This window comes from Granulicella tundricola MP5ACTX9 (genome assembly GCF_000178975.2).
GTDB lineage: Bacteria > Acidobacteriota > Terriglobia > Terriglobales > Acidobacteriaceae > Edaphobacter > Edaphobacter tundricola.
Genome location: NC_015064.1, coordinates 2381869 through 2401095, shown reverse-complemented (window position 1 = coordinate 2401095; position 19227 = coordinate 2381869). Strand labels below are relative to the sequence as shown.

7 protein-coding genes and 1 tRNA gene are annotated in these 19227 nt (G+C 60.6%); 7 read left to right on the top strand and 1 reads right to left on the bottom strand.

Going from position 1 to position 19227, the window contains the following annotated elements; all coding sequences use genetic code 11:
- The first annotated feature begins 2 nt into the window (after positions 1-2).
- Positions 3-1226, top strand: coding sequence for an ATPase (locus ACIX9_RS10240; RefSeq protein ID WP_013580416.1), 1224 nt, complete (start codon positions 3-5; stop codon positions 1224-1226).
- Positions 1227-1267: 41 nt separating this feature from the next.
- Here ACIX9_RS10240 and ACIX9_RS10235 read toward each other — a convergent pair.
- A tRNA-Lys gene (locus tag ACIX9_RS10235) sits at positions 1268-1343 on the bottom strand.
- Positions 1344-1739: 396 nt separating this feature from the next.
- Between ACIX9_RS10235 and ACIX9_RS10230 the strand changes: the two genes are divergently transcribed.
- From ACIX9_RS10230 to ACIX9_RS10205, 6 genes are all read left to right on the top strand, one after another.
- Positions 1740-3473, top strand: coding sequence for a cellulose synthase operon protein YhjQ/BcsQ (locus ACIX9_RS10230; protein ID WP_013580415.1), 1734 nt, complete (start codon positions 1740-1742; stop codon positions 3471-3473).
- Positions 3470-8020, top strand: coding sequence for a UDP-forming cellulose synthase catalytic subunit (gene bcsA / locus ACIX9_RS10225; protein ID WP_013580414.1), 4551 nt, complete (start codon positions 3470-3472; stop codon positions 8018-8020). The genes ACIX9_RS10230 and bcsA overlap by 4 nt, the downstream gene beginning before the upstream one ends.
- Before the next feature lie 59 nt (positions 8021-8079).
- Positions 8080-9276, top strand: a complete 1197-nt coding sequence (gene bcsZ / locus ACIX9_RS10220; protein WP_408609728.1) for a cellulose synthase complex periplasmic endoglucanase BcsZ — start codon at positions 8080-8082, stop codon at positions 9274-9276.
- Between the two features lie 87 nt (positions 9277-9363).
- Positions 9364-14754, top strand: coding sequence for a cellulose synthase subunit BcsC-related outer membrane protein (locus ACIX9_RS10215; RefSeq protein ID WP_083808428.1), 5391 nt, complete (start codon positions 9364-9366; stop codon positions 14752-14754).
- 434 nt (positions 14755-15188) lie between these two features.
- Positions 15189-17039 (top strand): DUF3857 domain-containing transglutaminase family protein, encoded by a 1851-nt coding sequence (locus ACIX9_RS10210; protein WP_232298685.1) that lies wholly within the window; start codon positions 15189-15191, stop codon positions 17037-17039.
- A gap of 138 nt (positions 17040-17177) precedes the next feature.
- A complete protein-coding gene (locus tag ACIX9_RS10205; RefSeq protein ID WP_013580410.1) occupies positions 17178-19169 on the top strand; it encodes a DUF3857 domain-containing protein in 1992 nt (663 codons plus the stop codon).
- Positions 19170-19227: the final 58 nt, after the last annotated feature.

Below are 19227 nucleotides of genomic sequence, written 5' to 3'. Positions count from 1 at the left end.
TTATGAGCGAGTGGACCAGCGGTACGAGTGGGAAGCCGGCGATCTTCTGCATTAGCACTTACGTGAAGGGACAGGCCTTCCTGCGGGAGGCGGCGGCGCTGGGGTGCGAGGTGACGCTGCTGACGGTTGATCGGCTGAGGGATGACGACTGGCCGAAGGACATTCTGCACGAGCTTCTGACGATGCCGGAGGACCTGACGCCGGGACAGATTCTGAATACGGTGATGTACCTGGCGCGGACGCGGCGGATCGACCGGATTGTGCCGCTGGATGAGTTCGACTTGGAGGCTGCGGCGCTGCTGCGCGAGCATATGCGGCTGCCGGGGCTGGGGGAGACGGCGACGCGGTTCTTCCGGGACAAGCTGGCGATGCGGACCGAGGCAAAGAAGGCCGGGATCGCGGTGCCGGAGTTTACCGGCGTGTTTAACTACGACGATCTGCGGGCGTTCATGCGGAATGTGCCGGGGCCATGGCTGCTGAAGCCGAGGACGAGTGCTTCGGCGATCGGGATCAGGCGGATTGAGCATGAGGACCAGCTTTGGCCGGCGCTGGATGAGCTTGGGGACCTGCAGAGTCACTATGTGATGGAACGGTTCGTTTCAGGCGAGGTGTTCCATGTGGAGGGTGTGACGTGGGGCGGGAAGGTTCTGTTCGCGCAGCCGTTCCAATATGGGAAGCCTCCGATGCAGACGATGCACCAGGGTGGTGTGTTTACGACGCGGACGCTGGAACTGGGATCGAAGGACGGCAAGGGGCTGCTGAAGATTCACGAGAGCCTGATTGCTGGGCTGCATATGCACGCAGGGGTGACGCACAGCGAGTTCATTCGGGCGGACGCGGATGGGAGGTTCTATTTCCTGGAGACGGCGGCCCGGGTGGGCGGGGCTTATATTGCCGAGACTCTGGAGTTTGCGACGGGGGTGAATCCGTGGGTGGAGTGGGCTCGGATTGAGGTGGCGCTGGCGAAGGGCGAGGAGTATAAGCTGCCGGAGCTGCGGAAGGAGTATGCGGGCAGCGTGATCAGCCTGGCGAAGCAGGAGACGCCGGATACGAGCGGGTATACGGACCCGGAGATCGTGCTGCGGCTTCACAAGACGCATCATGCGGGGATTATTTTGAAGTCGGGCTCAGAGCCGCGGCTGAAGAGCCTGGTGGAGAGCTATGCGGGGCGTTTTCTGGATGACTTCTGCGCGGTGATGGCAGTGCCGGACAAGCCGACGGCATAGGCCTGCCGGCTTGTGGCACTTGCTTGGGGATGAGAAGAGGATGGTGAGCCCGCTGGGGCTCGAACCCAGGACCAACGCCTTAAAAGGGCGATGCTCTACCGACTGAGCTACAGGCTCATACCACTCTTTGAAAATACCATAATTGGCGGATGTGGGAGTGGGAGGCGCTTTGAGGGGGCGGGAAGCAAAGGGTTTGCAGGTGCTGGGAACTTTCTTCCGTTTATCGCGAAAAGTTTGCACAATTTTGTGTGTGTTTGGACGGCGGGCGAAGTATAAATGGGGATACTCATTTGATGACTTGGGATGCGCCCACAAAGATTCCTGTAGGTAATTCCAGTGGGGCGCACTAAAGTGGCCTTACTGAGTCATTGACTGGCGGGTTGGCACCACGCGGCTTCTGAGCATTGCATAAGGATTTGTGCAGCGTTTTGAGGGTGCGATGAGGTGGCAGGTGCAGCTCAAGGGCGCTCGATCAACGGATTTTGGACGACTGGATTATCTGGAACTGACCTTATGGAGAAGTACCTGAACGACAACCCCGAAGAGCCGCTGGCGGCAGAGACGCCGGAAGACGTAGCGATTCTTTACTCGTGGGCGAACCTGCATGGTGCGAAGTATCGCGATTTTTCGGCTTCGCGGCGTGAGTATCGCGCGCAGGTCCGGCACCGCGCCGCGGAAGAGCTTCGTCATGCGGAGTTGCAGGCTGCCGCCGAGGCAGAACGTGCGGCTGCGGAGGCGGAGCAGATTGCGCGTGAGGCGGAACGTGCCGCGCACAACCCGATGGGCGACGAGACCTACTATCCCCGCGAACAGGCGATCCTGACGGCCGAAGAGGCTGCTCGGCGAGCTTCTGCTGAACGAGTTGAGGCTGCGCGGCGGGCTGAAGCGGCTGCCTTTGCGGAGGCGGTGGCTCGTCGGGAAGAGCGCGAGATTGCGGAGGCACATGCCTCGGCTGCTCGGCAGGCTGCGCGCTGGGCTGAGTCCGATACGCGGCGGCGCTCGCTGGCTGGACCGCAGCCTTCGGCGGTGGTTCCCGGGCTTCGGGGCGATCCTTATATGCGCGAACAGGGTTCGGGACCGGAGGTCGATCTTTATACGCCGAACGAGCAGTTGGAGCGGGTGCTTCCGAATCGATACCGCGGGGACGACCCGAACAATCCGAATGCTACTGGCCGTCCTTATCTTCCGCCGGAGACACCTGGGCGGCGACGTCCGCAGGGCTATCGTCCGGATGACGCTTCCGGGATACGGCCTGCTTATGGAAGTGCGGCTCAGCCGGGTGCAGGATATGGGGCTGGCCAGGGTGGCGTGACGCCGGCGTGGCTGAACTCTGAGACCCAGCAGCCAAGCGTTGTGCCGTCTTCCGTGGATGACACGCTGCAGCACTCGCGGGAGCGAGTGGCTTCACGCTGGTATGGGCTGAAGGATGCGTTTGAGCCGGGGCAGGAGCCGGTGGAGGAAGACGGGACGGAGCGTCATCGCGAGACGCGGACTCCGTTCCTTGCGGTCTTCTCGCTGGCCGGAGGTGTGGGTAAGACGAGCATGGTCGCTACGCTGGGACGCTCTCTGTCTTCGTTGGGTGAGAAGGTTCTGCTGACGGATACTACGTCGCATGGGCTGCTGCCGTTTTATTTTGGCGCGAGCGAACTGCGCGCGGGTGTCGTGAGGACGTTCTCGCCCCCAAGCGGAAGCACGGATGCGCCGATCTACCTGGTGAGCTATGACGTGGACGAGGCGGCGGGTGACCGTACCTTGCAGGACGCGCTGGCGGATGAGATCACCAAGGCCGCGAGCGGGACGCACCGGGTGCTGCTGGATCTGAACACGGCTTCGGCGTGGCTGATCCGCAGATTGATCAAGATGAGCCCGACGATCCTGGTGCCGGTTGCGCCGGACATGAACTCGGTTATCAGCCTGCAGGCGGTGGAACGCTTCTTCCATGGGTTGAACGACCAGGAAGGGCGTGCGATCCAGCCGTACTACCTGCTGAACCAGTTTGACGCTGCGCTTCCGCTGCACCTGGATGTGCGCGAGGTTCTGCGGCGCCAACTGGGGGATCGGCTGCTGCCTTATGTGATCCGGCGTTCGCCGGCGGTGAGCGAGGCGCTTGCCGAGGGGATGACGGTGGTGGACTACGCGCAGGATAACGCGGTCGCCAAGGATTATTTGAATGTCGCACATTGGCTGCGGTCGGTTTCCGCGCCAGCCACACAAGCTTTTCGCAACGCTCGATGGAGTGAACGATGACCAGGTCACCATTATGGAGAGAGTTTGAGTCCGGGGATAGTTTCCTGCTCAAGGCGCTTCGCTTCTGCATTCTTTTTGGCGGAATCTGCTTTCTGATCTTTACCGGCGTTCTGGAGCTGACATGGCCACAGCAGGCCGTGCTCGGCCTGCTCACGGTGCTGCTGGCGATCTGGATGGATCGCAGTTCAAGCTCGTACCTGATCACGCTGACGCTGATGCTGATCTCGATGTATGCGACGTTCCGGTATGGATTCTGGCGCGTGTCGCAGGTGATCAAGTTCTTCCTCGACCCGGGCAATACGCAGTGGACGGCGCTGGACGCGTTCTTCATCTGGCTGCTGGTGGGCGCGGAGGCCTATGCGTTCGTCATTCTGTTCCTGGGGTATCTGCAGACGCTTTGGCCGCTGCGCCGTACGCCGGTGCCGCTGCCCGAGGACCCGGATAACTGGCCTGCGGTCGACCTGCTGATCCCGACGTATAACGAGCCGCTTTCGGTGGTGCGCTTTACTGCTCTGGCCGCGATGAACATCGACTGGCCTGCCGACAAACTGAACGTCTATATCCTGGACGACGGCAAGCGTGAGGAGTTCCGGCAGTTCGCGCAGGATGCGGGCGTCGGGTACATGACGCGCGACGACAACAAGTTTGCGAAGGCCGGCAATATCAATCGCGCGCTGGAGCGCCTGGATGCGCCGTTTGTGGCGATCTTCGACTCCGACCACGTCCCCACGCGGAGCTTCATGCAGGTGACGATGGGCTGGTTCCTGCGCGATCGCAAGCTGGGTATGCTGCAGACGCCGCACCACTTTTATTCGCCTGACCCGTTTGAGCGGAATCTCGATCAGTTCCGTGTGATTCCGAATGAAGGCGAGTTGTTCTACGGCGTGGTGCAGGACGGCAACGACTTCTGGAATGCGACGTTCTTCTGCGGATCGTGCGCGGTATTGCGGCGGACGGCACTGGATGAGATCGGCGGGATCGCGGTCGAGACGGTGACCGAGGACGCGCACACGTCGCTGCGGATGCAGATGAACGGCTGGAACACGGCCTACATCAACATTCCGCAGGCTGCAGGTCTGGCGACCGAGCGGCTGAGCGGACATGTGAAGCAGCGGATTCGCTGGGCGCGTGGAATGGTGCAGATCCTGAGGATCGAGAACCCACTGTTTGTGGGTGGACTGACGATCTGGCAGAGGCTCTGCTACTTCAACGCGATGACGCACTTTCTGTATGCGCTGCCGCGGCTGATCTTCCTGACGGCTCCGCTGATCTATCTGATCTTCGGCCATACGAACGTCCCGGGCTACTGGGCAGCGATCCTGGCTTATGCGTTCCCGCACCTGATGCTTTCGTCGCTGACGAACTCTCGCATTCAGGGGCAGCATCGGCATTCGTTCTGGAACGAAATCTATGAGACGGTGCTGGCGCCGTACATCTTCCTGCCGACGATGCTGGCGTTGATCAACCCGAAGCTGGGAAGCTTCAACGTGACGGCTAAGGGCGGAGTGGTCAACAAGAGCTTCTTCGACTCGCGCATTGCGCTGCCGTTCCTGGTGCTTCTGGGCTTCAACGTCTTCGGTGTATTGATGGCGATTCCACGCTACTTCCACATCCCGTACCTGGAACGGGTCTGGGATGGAACGCATCCTGGAACGATCATCATGAACTTGATCTGGACGTTCTTCAACATCACGATCCTGGGCGTAGCGACCGCTGTTGCATGGGAGAGCCAGCAGCGCCGCTCGACCGTGCGCGTGGCGATGAGCGTGCCGGCGGACGTGGTGCTGGCGGATGGAACGATCATCCAGGGCGTGACGGCCGATCTTTCGAGCGGCGGCGTGATGGTGACGACAGACCGCAGCTTTACGGCATTGCCGGGCGAGTCCGTGAAGTTGATCTTCCCGGTGCTGGATGGCGATGCGAGCCTGCCGGGGACGATTGTGAGTGCGGACGGCCGGAGTATCCGGGCGCAGTTCGATCCGTTGAATTTGCAGGAGGAAGAGGCGCTGACGATGGTGCTCTACTCCCGTGCCGATACGTGGCTGGGTTGGGGTGAGGCGCGTGAAGCGGATCGTCCGCTGTTCAGCCTGCTCCGTATCTTCCAGCTTTCTTACCATGGACTTTCGCAGACGATCAGGGGTTTGATGAGAAACAAGAAGAGCACTCCGAAGGGCAAGTTCGCCACGAATGTGGCACCCTTGCTCCTGTTTGCGCTGCTGGCCGGATTCAGTGGCCGCCACGCGTCCGCGCAAGTCCAGTCGTCACGTTATATGGGGGTGCCGAACAGCACATCCGCAACCGCCGAGGTGCCTCGGCCGGCTACGTTTGGGCCAGGCGCACCGGCTCCCAAGCCAGTTGCTCCGGGTGCCTTCGACAACACGTTTCAGCTTGCTGATGTAGGGGTGCCGGATACGATCGTGCTGCGCGGCGTGGATGCGTATCACTCCGTATTCTTTTCCCTGCCGCAGACGCAGGTGGTGAAGACGGCGAAGATGCATCTTCGCTATCACTTTTCGCCTGGACTCATTCCTGACATCAGCCATCTGAATGTGAGCTTGAACGGAACGTTGTTCGCGACGCTGCCGGTGAAGACTCGTCCGGACTACGTCAATCCGAACTCGGACCTCACGCCTTCGCAGAAGGTGGCGGAGCAGCAGGTGCTGAACGTGACGCGCAACGAGAACAATGCGCTGCTCGAGGCGGATCTGGTTCTGCCGGCGGACATGCTGGTTCACAGCAATGAGCTGACGTTCGAGTTTATCGGGCACTATACGTTTCAGTGCGAGGATCCCTCACATACGACGCTTTGGAGTCATGTGGATGCTAGCTCCACGATCGAGTTGGCGGGTGCGCTGCTTCCACTGTCCAACGATCTGAAGCTTCTGCCGCTGCCGTTCTATGATGCGGCGGTCAACCTTCATCCGAGCATTCCGATTGTGTTTCTCAGCCAGCCTTCTCCGAAGGCGCTGCGTGCGGCCGGTATCGTGGCTTCCTACTTCGGCATCCTGACCAACGATCATCCGGTGCGGTTTCCGGTGAGCGTGGGCACGATTCCGGCGGGCAATGCGATCGTCATTGGGGAGAGCGCTTCCGAGCTGCCGCCTTCGTTGAGCGTGAACTCGAGTTCAGGGCCGACGATTGCGATGCGCACGAATCCGAATGACCTTTACGCAAAGGTTCTGATTCTGACAGGCGATAACGCGGACGACCTGGTGAGCGCGGCTGAGGGCCTGGTGCTGCAGCATGACATGCTGGAGAGCGATCAACAGCGGGTGTCGTTCAATCCGAAGTCGCTGGCCGACCGCAAGCCGGATGACGCTCCGCGCTGGTTGAGCACGGAGAAGAATACGACGCTGGGCGACATTACCAATGGCGGCGAGCTGCAAGGAGATGGTTCGGTGCCGGTGGGTGTTTACCTGCGGGTTCCGCCGGATCTTTTCTATGGTGCACAGCAGAACCTGGGCTTCCATATGGGATACCGGTATAACGGGATTCCGCTGGCGAACGAGAGCTCGCTGCAGGTTTACATGAATGGGGCCTACGTGAGCTCGACGCCGATGCCGCATACGGATAAGGCTACGGCTGTGGAGGAGACGATCGTTCCGATCCCGGTGATCGGGGATATGCGGCCGTTCTCGAACTCCATGATGATGCGGTTTGTGTTCCAGATTGCGAAGAAGGGTAAGTGCCAGGATACGGCGCCGCTGAACCTTCAGGGCGTGATCATGAAGGACTCCTATCTGGATATCAAAGACATTCCGCATTGGGCGATTCTGCCGAACCTAGAGATCTTTGCCAACGCCGGTTATCCGTTTACGCGGAAGGCCGACCTTGCGGATACGGCTGTAGTTCTGCCGGATACTCCCTCAGTGGATGAGGTAGAGATGTTCCTGACATTCATGGGACACTTTGGCGCACAGACCGGATACCCGGTTCTGAACGTGACCGTGACCAACAACGATGGGATGAAGAGCGACCACATCAAGGACTACCTGGTGATGGGTACGGTGGAAGATCAACCGGCTCTGACAAGGCTCGATCCGTTGCTGCCGGTGCGCGTCGATGGCGGCGGTCTGCATATCCAGGACACACAGGGCTTCTTCTCTCCGCTGCAGCATGCGTGGTGGAAGGTGCGGAGCTCGGATCATATCCAGTCTGGTCAGTTGGAGACTGCTGGCGGATTGCCGGATGCTCTGATCGAGGGCATCGAGTGGCCCGCCGGGTCCGGCAAGTCTGTCGTGCTGATCGCGCTGCGCGACCACACAGTAGTGCCGAACTTCCTGACGGTCTTCCTGAAGACTTCGCAGTCTTCGGATGTATCGCAGTCGGTCAGCGTGCTGCATGGAACGAAGTTCTCTTCGTACCGGATCGGCAACGACGTCTATCGCGTGGGTTCGCTCTCGCTGTGGATTCGTCTGAACCTTTGGTTCTCTCAGTACTCCTGGCTCGATATCCTGATGGTGCTCGTGATCTGCTTCCTGATGGCGGCGCTGATTCGTGCGACGCTTCGGCGGCGTGCGAGGACGCGGTTGCAGGGAAGCGAGTAACGATCGGCTGGCACGATCGTCGTATGGCTGCCGGGCAAATGCTGTCGTATGACCAAGGAGTGCTTACGTTGTTTTCAAGCAAGAACTGGAGCGGTGCCGGACAGAGGAAGACTCTGTCCGGCATCGCTGCGTTGGCGGTGATGTTGACTGGTGTGCAGGCCTGCAGGGCGCAGAAGCCGTGGCCTTTGTGGGATGCGTATGCGAAGCGATTTCTGGACGACCAGGGGCGGGTGATCGACCGCTCGGCTGGGGACAGGACGACCAGCGAGGGCGAGGCGTATTCGATGTTTTTTTCGCTGGTGGATAACGACCGGCCACGGTTCGATAAGCTGCTGAACTGGACGGTGGCGAACCTGGCGGGTGGGGATCTGACGCTGCGGCTGCCGGCGTGGTCGTGGGGCAAGAACGCAGCGGGTGAGTGGAAGACGATCGACTCGAACTCTGCCGCGGATGCCGATCTCTGGATGGCTTATACGCTGCTGGAGGCTGGACGGCTGTGGAAGGAGCCGCGCTACGAGACGCTGGGGCGATTGATGGCGACACGCATCGCCAAGGAAGAGGTGGTGGTGGTGCCGGAGCTTGGGACGGTGCTGGCGCCGGGGCCGAAGGGCTTTCATCCGGACGATCAGACGTGGCTGGTAAATCCGAGTTATATGCCGCCGCCGGTGCTGGTGGGATTGGCAAAACGTGCGCCGAACGGACCTTGGAAGGCAATCGCAAAGACGCTACCTGCCGTGACGGGTGGTGCGATAAGCCATCAATTTGCGATGGACTGGGTGAGTGCCGGGAGTGCAGGGATACATCCCAGTGCACCGCCTTCGCAGCCGACTACCGGGACGCAACAGACGCAGGCTTCGGGGAGCTATGACGCGATCCGGGTTTACCTTTGGCTGGGGATTGCGGAGCCGGGAACCGCGGGTTTGCACAATCTACTTGGGCGGGTGTCCGGGATGGGCGGCTATCTTGGAACTGCGACTACACCTCCGCTTGAGGTCAGTCCGGAGGGGACTGTGGTTCGTTCGGACGCGCCGGTGGGCTTCTCCGCGGCGATGATTCCGTATCTTTCTTCGATCGGCGCGAAAGCGGCGGCGAAGACGCAGGCGGACCGCCTGGTGGCGACCAAGGATCCGGAGAGCGGACTTTATGGCCGGACGATGGAGTACTACGACCAGAATCTGGCTTTGTTCTCAACCGGATGGAGCGAACATCGGTATCTTTTTGAGCGGGACGGGGCTTTGAAGGTGTCGTGGAAGTAGTGTATTCGGGGCTGATCCTGAGTTGGTTCAAAGCCTCTAAATTTGTGCAGAAAAAAAGATACAAGCTGGCCGAAAGACGGTACTCTCATGAGGACAGCTAACAGCATCCATACTGCAACTCCGGTGCCTTGCGGCTCGATGAATATACCTATGAAGAGTGCTTCCTCATTTCGCTTCTGGGCGCCAGTAGTTTTACTTGGCGCTGCCTCGATTGCTCCAATCTCTGCCGTCGCCTTTGGTCAGGCGAATCAATCTGCTACACAATCATTGCTGGACCGGGCGCATGGTTTTGAGGCTCGGGGACGCAGCGATATGGCGGCGCAGATCTGGCAGCAGGTGCTGCTGGTCGACCCCAACAACACGCAGGCGCTGGCTGGACTGGCGCGTGCGGCGAAGTTGAAGGGCGATCTCCAGGTTTCAGCCAACTATGTTTCTCGTCTGCGCTCGCTCAGCCCGAACGACCCTGCGATTGCAGAGGTTGAGTCGATGCAGACGCAGCAGAACAAGAACACGGTTCTGCGCGAGGCCGGACATCTGGCGGAGCAGGGCGAGTATGCAAAGTCGCTGGAGCTCTACCGGCAGGCTTACGGGAATAATCCTCCTCCGGGCGAGGGTGCGGTTGGCTACTATGAGACCGAGTCGGCGCTGGAAGACCGGCGGGGCGATGCGATTGCAGGGCTGCGTCGGCTGGTCGCGCAGAATCCGCAGGATACGCATTATCAGGTCGCGCTGGGACGCATCCTGACTTATGACCCGAGGACGCGCGCTGAAGGGCGGCGGTTGCTCGAAGCTCATCCTTATGATCCAGGGGCGGTCGATGCGCTGCGACAGTCGCTGCTTTGGGATGCGAAGAATCCTGCCTCCGCGGCACAGATACGGGCTTATCTTTCAAGCCATCACGATGAGCAGTTGTTCGATGCGCTGCGGGATGCTCCGAAGTACGGTGGTGGTGGCCGTGGACGGCCTTTGACGCCCGAACAGCGGGCCGAGCAGGCGCTGGACCGGACGCGGACGCGTGAGGATCGGTCGGCTTACCGGGCTCTGAATCAGAAGCATCTGCCTGAGGCCGAGCGGCTGTTCAAAGAAATTCTGGCAAAGCATCCTGAAGAAGCGAACGCGCTTGCAGGCATGGGTTATGTCCGCATGGCGCAGGCGAACTTTGCTGGGGCGATCACTTATTTTTCGCAGGCGCAACAGGATGGCTCCAAGGACCCGCGGATCGAAGGGGCGCTGCGGACTTCGCGCTTCTGGAACACGATGGCTGAGGGCGCGCTCGATCTGAACGACGGCAATTTGCCGGGCGCCGAGAAGAACTATCGCGCGGCGCTGGTGATGTGGCCGAATCGTCCGGAGGCTCTGGAAGGCCTGGGCGGAACGCTGCTGCGGGCACAGCAGCCAGCTGCTGCTCTTACGATTTTTGTGCAGTATGTGAAGGTGGCCCCTGCGGCTCCTCATGCGTGGCGCGGATTGTTCCTTGCCGAGATGGGCCTGGGCGATGCGACGAAGGCTCTGCAGATCGAGCATGATCTGCCGCCGACGGTGCGGGCTGAGCTTTCGCACGATCCATTGTTCCTGCGTCAGCTTTCTTCCGCTTATGCGGCGGTGGGCCGGGATGGGGATGCTGCGCGCGTGTTGAAGGCGGCGCTGGATCTTCCGTTCTCCGTGGATCAAAAAGGGTTGGAGGCCGACGAGCAGATTCAGTATGCGGGGTTGCTGCAGGAGGCGAATCATCTGCAGCAGGCGGCGGGGCTCTACCGCCAGGTTCTGGCGAAGCACCCGAACAATACCGAGGCCTGGGAAGGTCTGGTTCGCGTCGAGCACGCACAGGATCACGATGAAGAGGCTCTGAGGACTCTGGAGAGCATTCCGCAGGCTAGCTATGCGGTTGCGATCAAAGACCCGGGGTTTGAGTCGACGATGGCTTCGATTTATCAGAGCCAGAAGCGGTATGACGTCGCGCAGAAGATTTTGGAAGACGCGATTGCACAGGAGACGGCCGCAGGGCAGAAGCCTTCGGTGGCGGTCCAGATTCAACTGGCTGGGATCTATCTGCTGAGGAACAATCCGCAGCAGGCTTATCCGATCTACCACCAGATTCTGACCGAGAATCCAGACCGGCTCGCCGCCTGGAATGGGTTGCTATCGTCCCTGCACCAGTCCGGACGGGATAAGGAAGCGTTGTCCGAGGTTCGGCAGATTCCGGCGAAGACCCGTGCCACGCTGGAGCAGGATGTCAGCTATCTGCAGACCGTGGGCGCGATCTATACCGCGCTGGGCGATCCAAAGGATGCCGAGATCTTCCTGCGGCGCGTGCAACATCACTATGCGGAGCAGCGTGCGCTGGCACCCGCGGATGTCGACATCCAGAACGCGTGGCTGCTTTATAACGGCATGAACGATGCCGGGCTGTATCGGCAGTTGATGGTCCTGGGCGACCGCAACGATCTGACCGAGGTGCAGCGGCGCACGGTCCAGACGATCTGGACGAACTGGGCGGTACGGCGTGCGAACCAGTCTTCTGCGGCGGGCAACGATCATCGTGCGCTGGCGATCCTGAATGCGACTGCGCGTGCCTTCCCAGACAATCCTGAGGTGATCAAGGCTCTGGCGAACGGCTACTCGCATGCCGGGATGACGAAGCAAGCGGTGATGATCTGGAAGGCGCAGGATCTGAACAATGCGTCTTCCGCGGACTACCAGGCTGCGATTGGCGCGGCGCTGGCGGCGCAGGATCTGGGCAATGCGGAGAAGTGGCTGCGGTTCGCGCTGAACTTGTATCCGACGGACTCGCACATCCTTGTGCTGGCGGCTAAGTTTGAAGAGGCTCGCGGCGACACGAATCGGGCTGCGGACTACTACAAGGCTTCTCTGGAAGCGATGCCGGCGGTGGACCCGGGTGCTGAGCTTGCGACTGAACTGAGCCGGCCGGTGCCGATTGCGGCGGTCGGGCTGCCGAATCCGAACTCGCAGGATCTGGCCGGGCTGCTGGCTCCCAATGGGACAGATCAGAATGTGTCGCAGGGGGGTGGGGCGGTCGATACGGCTCCTTACCTGCCGGGGTACGGCAATCTGTCCGGGCCCGCGCCGGTGCCGTTGGGCGGTATGGACGATGCGCCCAGCATGCCGAGCACGCCTCCTTCCGACTATGGGAATGGGCGTCCTGCCGTTCCGTCTTACATGACGGCTCCGCGGAAGACTGCGCCGGCTGACGGATCGAAGCCGAGGCTGAAGGACTATGTTCCGCAGGCCTCTTCCGAAGCACCTGTGCCGATGGACGGCACCGAGACACCAAGGATTCAGTACGCGTCCAATGAAAGCGCCACAAAGATGGTTTTGATGCCGGCGGTGTACCAGCCACAACAGATATCGCGTGAGGCGGAGCAGCGGCCCGTACTCCGGTATGCGTCGTATGAGGTTCCACAGCAGCAGTCCGCGCCGGCGCAGTCCACCCAGACAACGCAGACCCAGACGGGCATGCAGCCGCCCCCGGCGACCGGGGACCAGGGGTACGGGACCTATGTACCTTATAAGGCTCCCGCGGCGACTCAGACTCAGGCACCGCCGCCTCAACAGAGTGCGCCGCCGGTGCAGCAGCAGGTAGGGACGCCCACCGCTCCGGCAGACGAGAGGTTTGGACCGTATGTGCCTTATAAGGCTCCAGCACCGACCGCAGTGCAGCTTGGAACTCCCGAGCCTGCGGGTGCAACGACTTCGCAGCCCCAAGTGACGGACGTACTGCCGACCTCGCACCAGACTCCGGCCGCACGTACGACGCGTAATGCACGGAGACGGCAGGCGGCTCCGGCGAATGCCACCGGTCAGAGTGTTCCTCCTCCCGCAGGTAACTACGGGCAGCCGAGCGGCGATCAGGTTGCGCAGCCTGGAACTTCCGGGCGTCAGCTGACCTATCCTGAGCCTACGAATGCCGGCGGACAGTTTCCGCAGCAGACGGGTGGGAGCGACGGACAGCAGTATCCTCAGCCGAACACGGCTGGTACGGAGGTCTATCGGGGCAGACTTCATGGACGTCGCCGGCCGGCAACCACCGCAGCTAAGGCTGCGCCACCGGCTGAGCAGCCTGCTTACCAGGGGCTGAACTATCCGGGGATCGGGCAGCCGTTGAGCTATCAGCCGTATCCGTTGATTGGGCCGGGGTATCCGCTGGGCGTTCCGCCATCTGACGGAGATCTGCTGGAGCGGGAGCTTCCTCCGCTGCGTGGACCTTACTACCACGGTGAAGCCTTGAAGCCGGAGCTTACCGAACGGGAGCAGGCTGAGCTTGCCTTGAATACGCTGGAGGGGTCTTACAGCGGATGGCTGGGCGGGACCGGGAGTGCGCGGTATCGGAGCGGAACTCCGGGTGTGGACCGGTTGACCGATCTTACGGCGACCTTTGAGGCGACGCAGACGATTGGGAATAACGTTCGGCTGTCGATTGTGCCGAAGGCTGTGTTCCTGAACTCGGGCACGCTGGATACGGCCAACTTTACGACGACGAATCCTGTGCTGGGCACACTGCCGGGCAATGCGGTCAATCCGCCGCAGCAGCAGTTTGCAAATGGCGTGGGCGGAGAGCTTCAGCTTTCGACGCGGACGTTTGCGGCGGCGGTGGGGTACACCCCGTATGAGTTCCTGGTGCGCAACGTGACGGCTCGTGTGCTTTGGGCCCCCACGCGGCACTTCACGCTCTTCGGCGATCGCTCGCCGGTGACGCAGACGCAGCTTTCGTATGCGGGTCTGCGCGATCCGGGATCGGCTACACCCATCTTCGCGGGTAATGTCTGGGGCGGTGTGATCTCGACCGGTGGGGGAGCGCGACTGGACTTCGGCAATGAGAAGGCCGGGTTTTACATTACGGCGGACGGGGCTGACCTGACCGGTGTGCATGTGCTCGAGAACACTACGTTTGAGGGGTCGATGGGGGCTTACTTCCTGGCCCACACGTTCCCGGGGTATGGGCGATTGAATATTGGGGCCTCGATGTTCGGGATGCACTATGCGCATAATGAGCGGATCGAGACTTATGGGCAGGGCGGGTACTTCAGCCCGGATGCTTACTTCCTGGCTTCGGTGCCGATTACGTGGGCAGGACGGTATGGCAGCAACTTCCACTACACCGTCGCGGGTTCGCTGGGCGTGCAGACGTTCCAGGAGGACAATGCGCCTTACTTCCCGCTGGATAAGACACTCCAGAATGCGCTGACCTGCACGCTTGGGCAACTGACGACGCGTACCGGTTGCATCATCCCGCAGAACAGCAACACGGGCGGCAACTACTCGATCAATGCTGAGGGGGCGTACAAGATCTCCGAGCATTGGTTCGGCGGCGGCTTCCTTTCCGCGAACAATACGAATGACTACAACACGGTGACCGGGGGCTTCTTTGTGCGGTACCTGTTCCGTCCGCAGTATGGCGCGGACGACTATCCGACGGGGCTGTTTCCGGTTGAGGGTTTCCGTCCGTTGCGGGTTCCGTAGACTGGAATCGAGAGCTCAACCCCTACCCCGGTCTTTGATCTAAAGTCTTCCATCCAGGGGGCTTAGGTCTGGACATGGGGCTCCGGGCCGATCATGAGCCGCACTTTATTTTGAGGATGCCGCGACTGCTTCTGTCGCGGCGTTTTTCTGTTTTGAACCAAGGCGGAACGGGCGAACGGGAGGCGTAACGATTTCTGTTGCAAATGGACCGGCCGAACCGTATAAGGTTGCAATCCCTTGTTTCTTTCCGTCCTGTTTCTGACGGTTTTGTACGTCTTTGCTGTCTGGTGAAAGGCCCTATGTCTCTCTGCAGTTTTCCCTCTGAGCTGTTCTGCCGAGTTTTGCTTGTTGCAACGCTTTCTCTTTGCACGGTTCCCGCATTTGCCTCCAGGGACTCCGTTCCTGATTGGGTGGCGGCGGCTGCGGCCAAGCCGATGGCGACCTATTCTGCAGAGACCTCCGCAGTGGTGCTGCTGGACGATACGACCCTGACGGTGGGGGCGGACGGCAAGGGGGTGGAGCATCGGCGGCATGTGGTGAAGATCCTGCGGCCGAATGGGCGGGACGAGGGTGTGGTGTGGATTCCCTACGACAAGGACACGAAGATTCTTTCGCTGCACGTCTGGAGCATTGCGCCTGACGGCAAGCAGTATGCCGTGAAGGATAACGAGATGGTGGATGTCGGGTATCCGGGACAGGGGAGCCTGTACGAGGACATCAAGATGCGTGCGGTGCGTGCGCCGGGGCGTGATCCGGGCGGGGTGATTGCGTATGAGTACGACCAGCGCAAAGAGCCGTACCTCCATGAAGAGACGTGGATGTTCCAGCAGGAGATTCCTGTTGCTAATCAGAGCTTTACGCTGGAGTTGCCGCCGGGGTACACGTATGGGACGGTGTGGGCGCACCACGATCAGCAGAAGGCTGCGGACCTGGAACACCAGCGCTATCGGTGGGAGATGAATGCGACACCGGGGATCGACCTGGACCGGGTGCCGATGCATCCCTCCGAACTGGCGCTGGCGGGCCGGATGACGGTGCATTATGCTCCGGTGGGGACCTCGGCGGATTCGCTGGCGACGTGGCGCGGGATTGGGGAGTGGTATGAGCCGCTGATGCGGGATCGGGTGCTGTCGACGCCGGAGATTGCGGCCAAGGCTGCGGCGCTGACGAGCGGGAAGACGGATTTCTATGACAAGACCGAGGCCATCGGCGACTATGTGCAGGCCCAGATCCGCTATTTCGTGATCGAGATGGGGATTGGCGGGCAGCAGCCGCATCCGGCGGCCGATATCTTCCGCAACGGGTATGGGGACTGCAAGGACAAGGCGACGCTGCTCTCCGCGATGCTTTCAAGCGTCGGCGTTCATTCGACGCTGATGGCAGTGGATCATCGGAGGGGCGTGGTCGATCCGCTGGCTCCTTCGATCTTTGGCGATCACATGATTGCGGCGATCGAGATTCCGAAGGGGTATGAGTCTGCGAAGCTGCGGAGCGTGATCACGGCGAAGACTGGGAAGCGCTACCTGATCTTCGATCCGACGTGGGACAAGACGGCATTCGGGCAGTTGGAGTACAACCTGCAGGGCGGGTATGGGGTGCTGTTCGAAGGCAAGGATACGGAGATTGTGGAGTTGCCGGTGCTGAGCCCGGAGCTGAACAGCGTGAAGCGTTCGGGGACGTTTCAACTGGCGGTTGACGGAACTCTGAAGGGGAGCTTGACTGAGAAGCGGTATGGGGATGTGTCTGAGCGGATGCGGAGCCTCTACACGGAGTCCGATGCGAAGCAGCAGCGGAGCTTCCTGGATGAGAGCCTGAGCCACGACTTCACGACGGTGGATGTGGAGGATGTGAAGGTGGAGAATGCTGCGTCGTTGAGCAAGGAGTTGACGACGAGCTACGAGCTGACGGCGGGTCGGTACAGCCGCAGCATGGGGCCGCTGCTGATGGTTCGGCCGCGTGTGCTGGGGACTGAGGGGTTACCGGTGGATCGTAAGGTCCGGTTGGTGCCGATCGACCTGCGCGGGACGCGGCTGATCCATGACGATTTTACGATCGAGCTGCCGGATGGGTTTGCGGTGGATGAGCTGCCGGAGCCGGTGAAGCTGGATATGGGGTTCGCTTCTTATGAGAGCTCGAGCCAGCTTACGGGCAAGACGCTGCACTACAGCAGGACGTACACGGTGAAGCAGGTATCGCTGCCTGCGGACCGGTATGGCGACCTGCAGAAGCTGGCGCTGGCGATTGAGAACGATGAGCAGAATCATGCGGTGTTGAAGAAGAAGTAAAGACAGTGATGGGGCAGTGAGATTGCGGTGATGGGGCAGTGATGAGGCAGTGAGTTCGATTTGAAAAGGATGAATTTCTTGAAACTTCTGAGGGTTGGAAAGCGCGGCTTGGTTTGTTTTGCTTCTGCTGGATTATTGATGGGTGCCTCTGAACTTCGGGCGCAGTGGACTCCTCCTACGGCTGAAGAGCTTTCGATGACCTCGCAGGAGGGTGCGAAGGGTGCGCCTGCGGTGTTTCTGTATAAGGAGCAGATTACGGACGATGGGCTGCGGATGCACAGCTACTATGTCCGGCTCAAGGTTCTAACCGAAGGCGGCAAGGAGTACGCCAATGTGGAGCTGCCTTATGTTTCGGGTTCCGCGCATCTGCAGGTGGACAGCATCTCGGGGCGGACGATTCATCCGGATGGCACAATCATTCCGTTTACGGGCAAGCCGTACGACAAGCTGGTTGCGAAGGGACACGACTATAAAGAGATGGCGAAGGTGTTTACGATGCCGTCGGTTGAGGTGGGGAGCATCCTGGAGTACCGGTACAAGCTTCACTATGACGACGCGTACTTTGAATCGCCCGACTGGTATGTGCAGTCCGACCTGTACATGCGGAAGGCGCACTACATGTGGCGGCCTACGACGCAGTTGATGCAAGGCGAGCATGGCCAGACGATGGGACGCATTGCGTGGACGCCCATTCTGCCGGAGGGTGCAACGGTCAAGCAGACGGACGCGAAGGGGGGTATGCGTGGGAACGGCGAGCATGAAGGCGGCATTCAGCTTGATCTGGATGTGCATGATATTGCGCCGCTGCCAATTGAATCGTTTATGGCGCCGGCGGCGAGCTTGAGTTATCGGGTGATGTTCTTTTACAGCGGATACCGGACGATGGACGAGTTCTGGAAGAGTGAAGGAAAGATCTGGTCCAAGGGGCAGGACAAGTTTGTAGGGCCGGGGAACGGTGTCAAGGCGTTTGTGCAGCAGACTGTGGCGGCGGGCGATACGCCGGACCAGAAATTGAAGAAGCTGTATGAGGCTGTGATGACGCTGGAGAATACAGATTTTTCCCGCGAGCGGAGCAGCCAGGAGGAGAAGGCGAACGGCTTCAAACAGCTCAACACCACAGACGATGTGCTTGCACGCAAGCGCGGGAATGGCGACCAGCTTTCAGACCTGTTTGTGGCGATGGCGCGGGCCACAGGGTTCAAGGCATATGTGATGGGTGTCGCAAACCGCGACCGGCGGCTGTTCATTCCGCAGTATCTGAATATCCGGCAACTGGATGATGACATTGCGATTGTGAATGTGAACGGCAAGGACGAGTTCTTCGATCCGGGGCAGCGATACTGCGAGTACAGACACCTGGCATGGGTGCACGGGGGGTCGGGCGGAGTTCGGCAGATCGACGGTGGCGGCACTGACATGATCGAGACGCCTCTGGACAATTACAAGGAGGAGAGCGTGAAACGGGTGGCAGACCTGACGCTCGACGAGCAGGGGGAGGCGACCGGCACGGTGAAGTTGACGTATTTGGGCGACCCGGCGCTGCACTGGCGGCAGGAGGCTCTGAAAGGGGATGACACGAGTCTGAACCTGGACCTGCGGAGCAACCTGGAGCGCATGCTGCCGGGTGGGATGGAGGTTCGGGTGACGAATGTGACGGGCCTGAGCAAGCCGGATCAGCCGCTGGTGGTGGATTATTCGGTTAAGGGTGCGGTGGGGACGCCGACGGGCAAGCGGTTGCTGATTACGGGGAACCTGTTTGAGGTGAATGCGAAACCGGTGTTTCCGGATTCGAAGCGCGAGCAGGCGGTGTATATGCATCATCCGAGTTTCGTGCAGGATGCAGTGCGGTTTAAGCTGCCGGCGACGATGACGGTTGAGTCTGCGCCGAAGGAGGATGCGGCGATCGTGCCGGGTTCGATCGGGTTTACGGCGAGCAGCAAGCAGAGCGGATCAAGCATCACGATGTTCCGGAATGTGACGATTGCGAAGCATATCTTTTTGACGAAGGAATATCCGGACCTTCGTGGCTTTTACGGGAAGCTGGAGACTCGAGACCAGGAGCCGCTGGTGCTGATTCATCCTGCACCTGGTTCAGCTTCCGCGGCGACGGCGGCGGGTCCGGGGAACTGATACGGGGTGGGATGGGGGTTGCGACTCAAGTAAACTGGAGTGGCAACCCTATCCTGAT

Bases quoted from the DNA above. Each gene is read 5' to 3' on its own strand.
- ACIX9_RS10240 (WP_013580416.1), top strand. From the start codon at position 3: ATGAGCGAGTGGACCAGCGGTACGAGTGGGAAGCCGGCGATCTTCTGC.
- ACIX9_RS10230 (WP_013580415.1), top strand. From the start codon at position 1,740: ATGGAGAAGTACCTGAACGACAACCCCGAAGAGCCGCTGGCGGCAGAG.
- bcsA (WP_013580414.1), top strand. From the start codon at position 3,470: ATGACCAGGTCACCATTATGGAGAGAGTTTGAGTCCGGGGATAGTTTC.
- ACIX9_RS10215 (WP_083808428.1), top strand. From the start codon at position 9,364: ATGAGGACAGCTAACAGCATCCATACTGCAACTCCGGTGCCTTGCGGC.
- ACIX9_RS10210 (WP_232298685.1), top strand. From the start codon at position 15,189: ATGGCGACCTATTCTGCAGAGACCTCCGCAGTGGTGCTGCTGGACGAT.
- ACIX9_RS10205 (WP_013580410.1), top strand. From the start codon at position 17,178: ATGGGTGCCTCTGAACTTCGGGCGCAGTGGACTCCTCCTACGGCTGAA.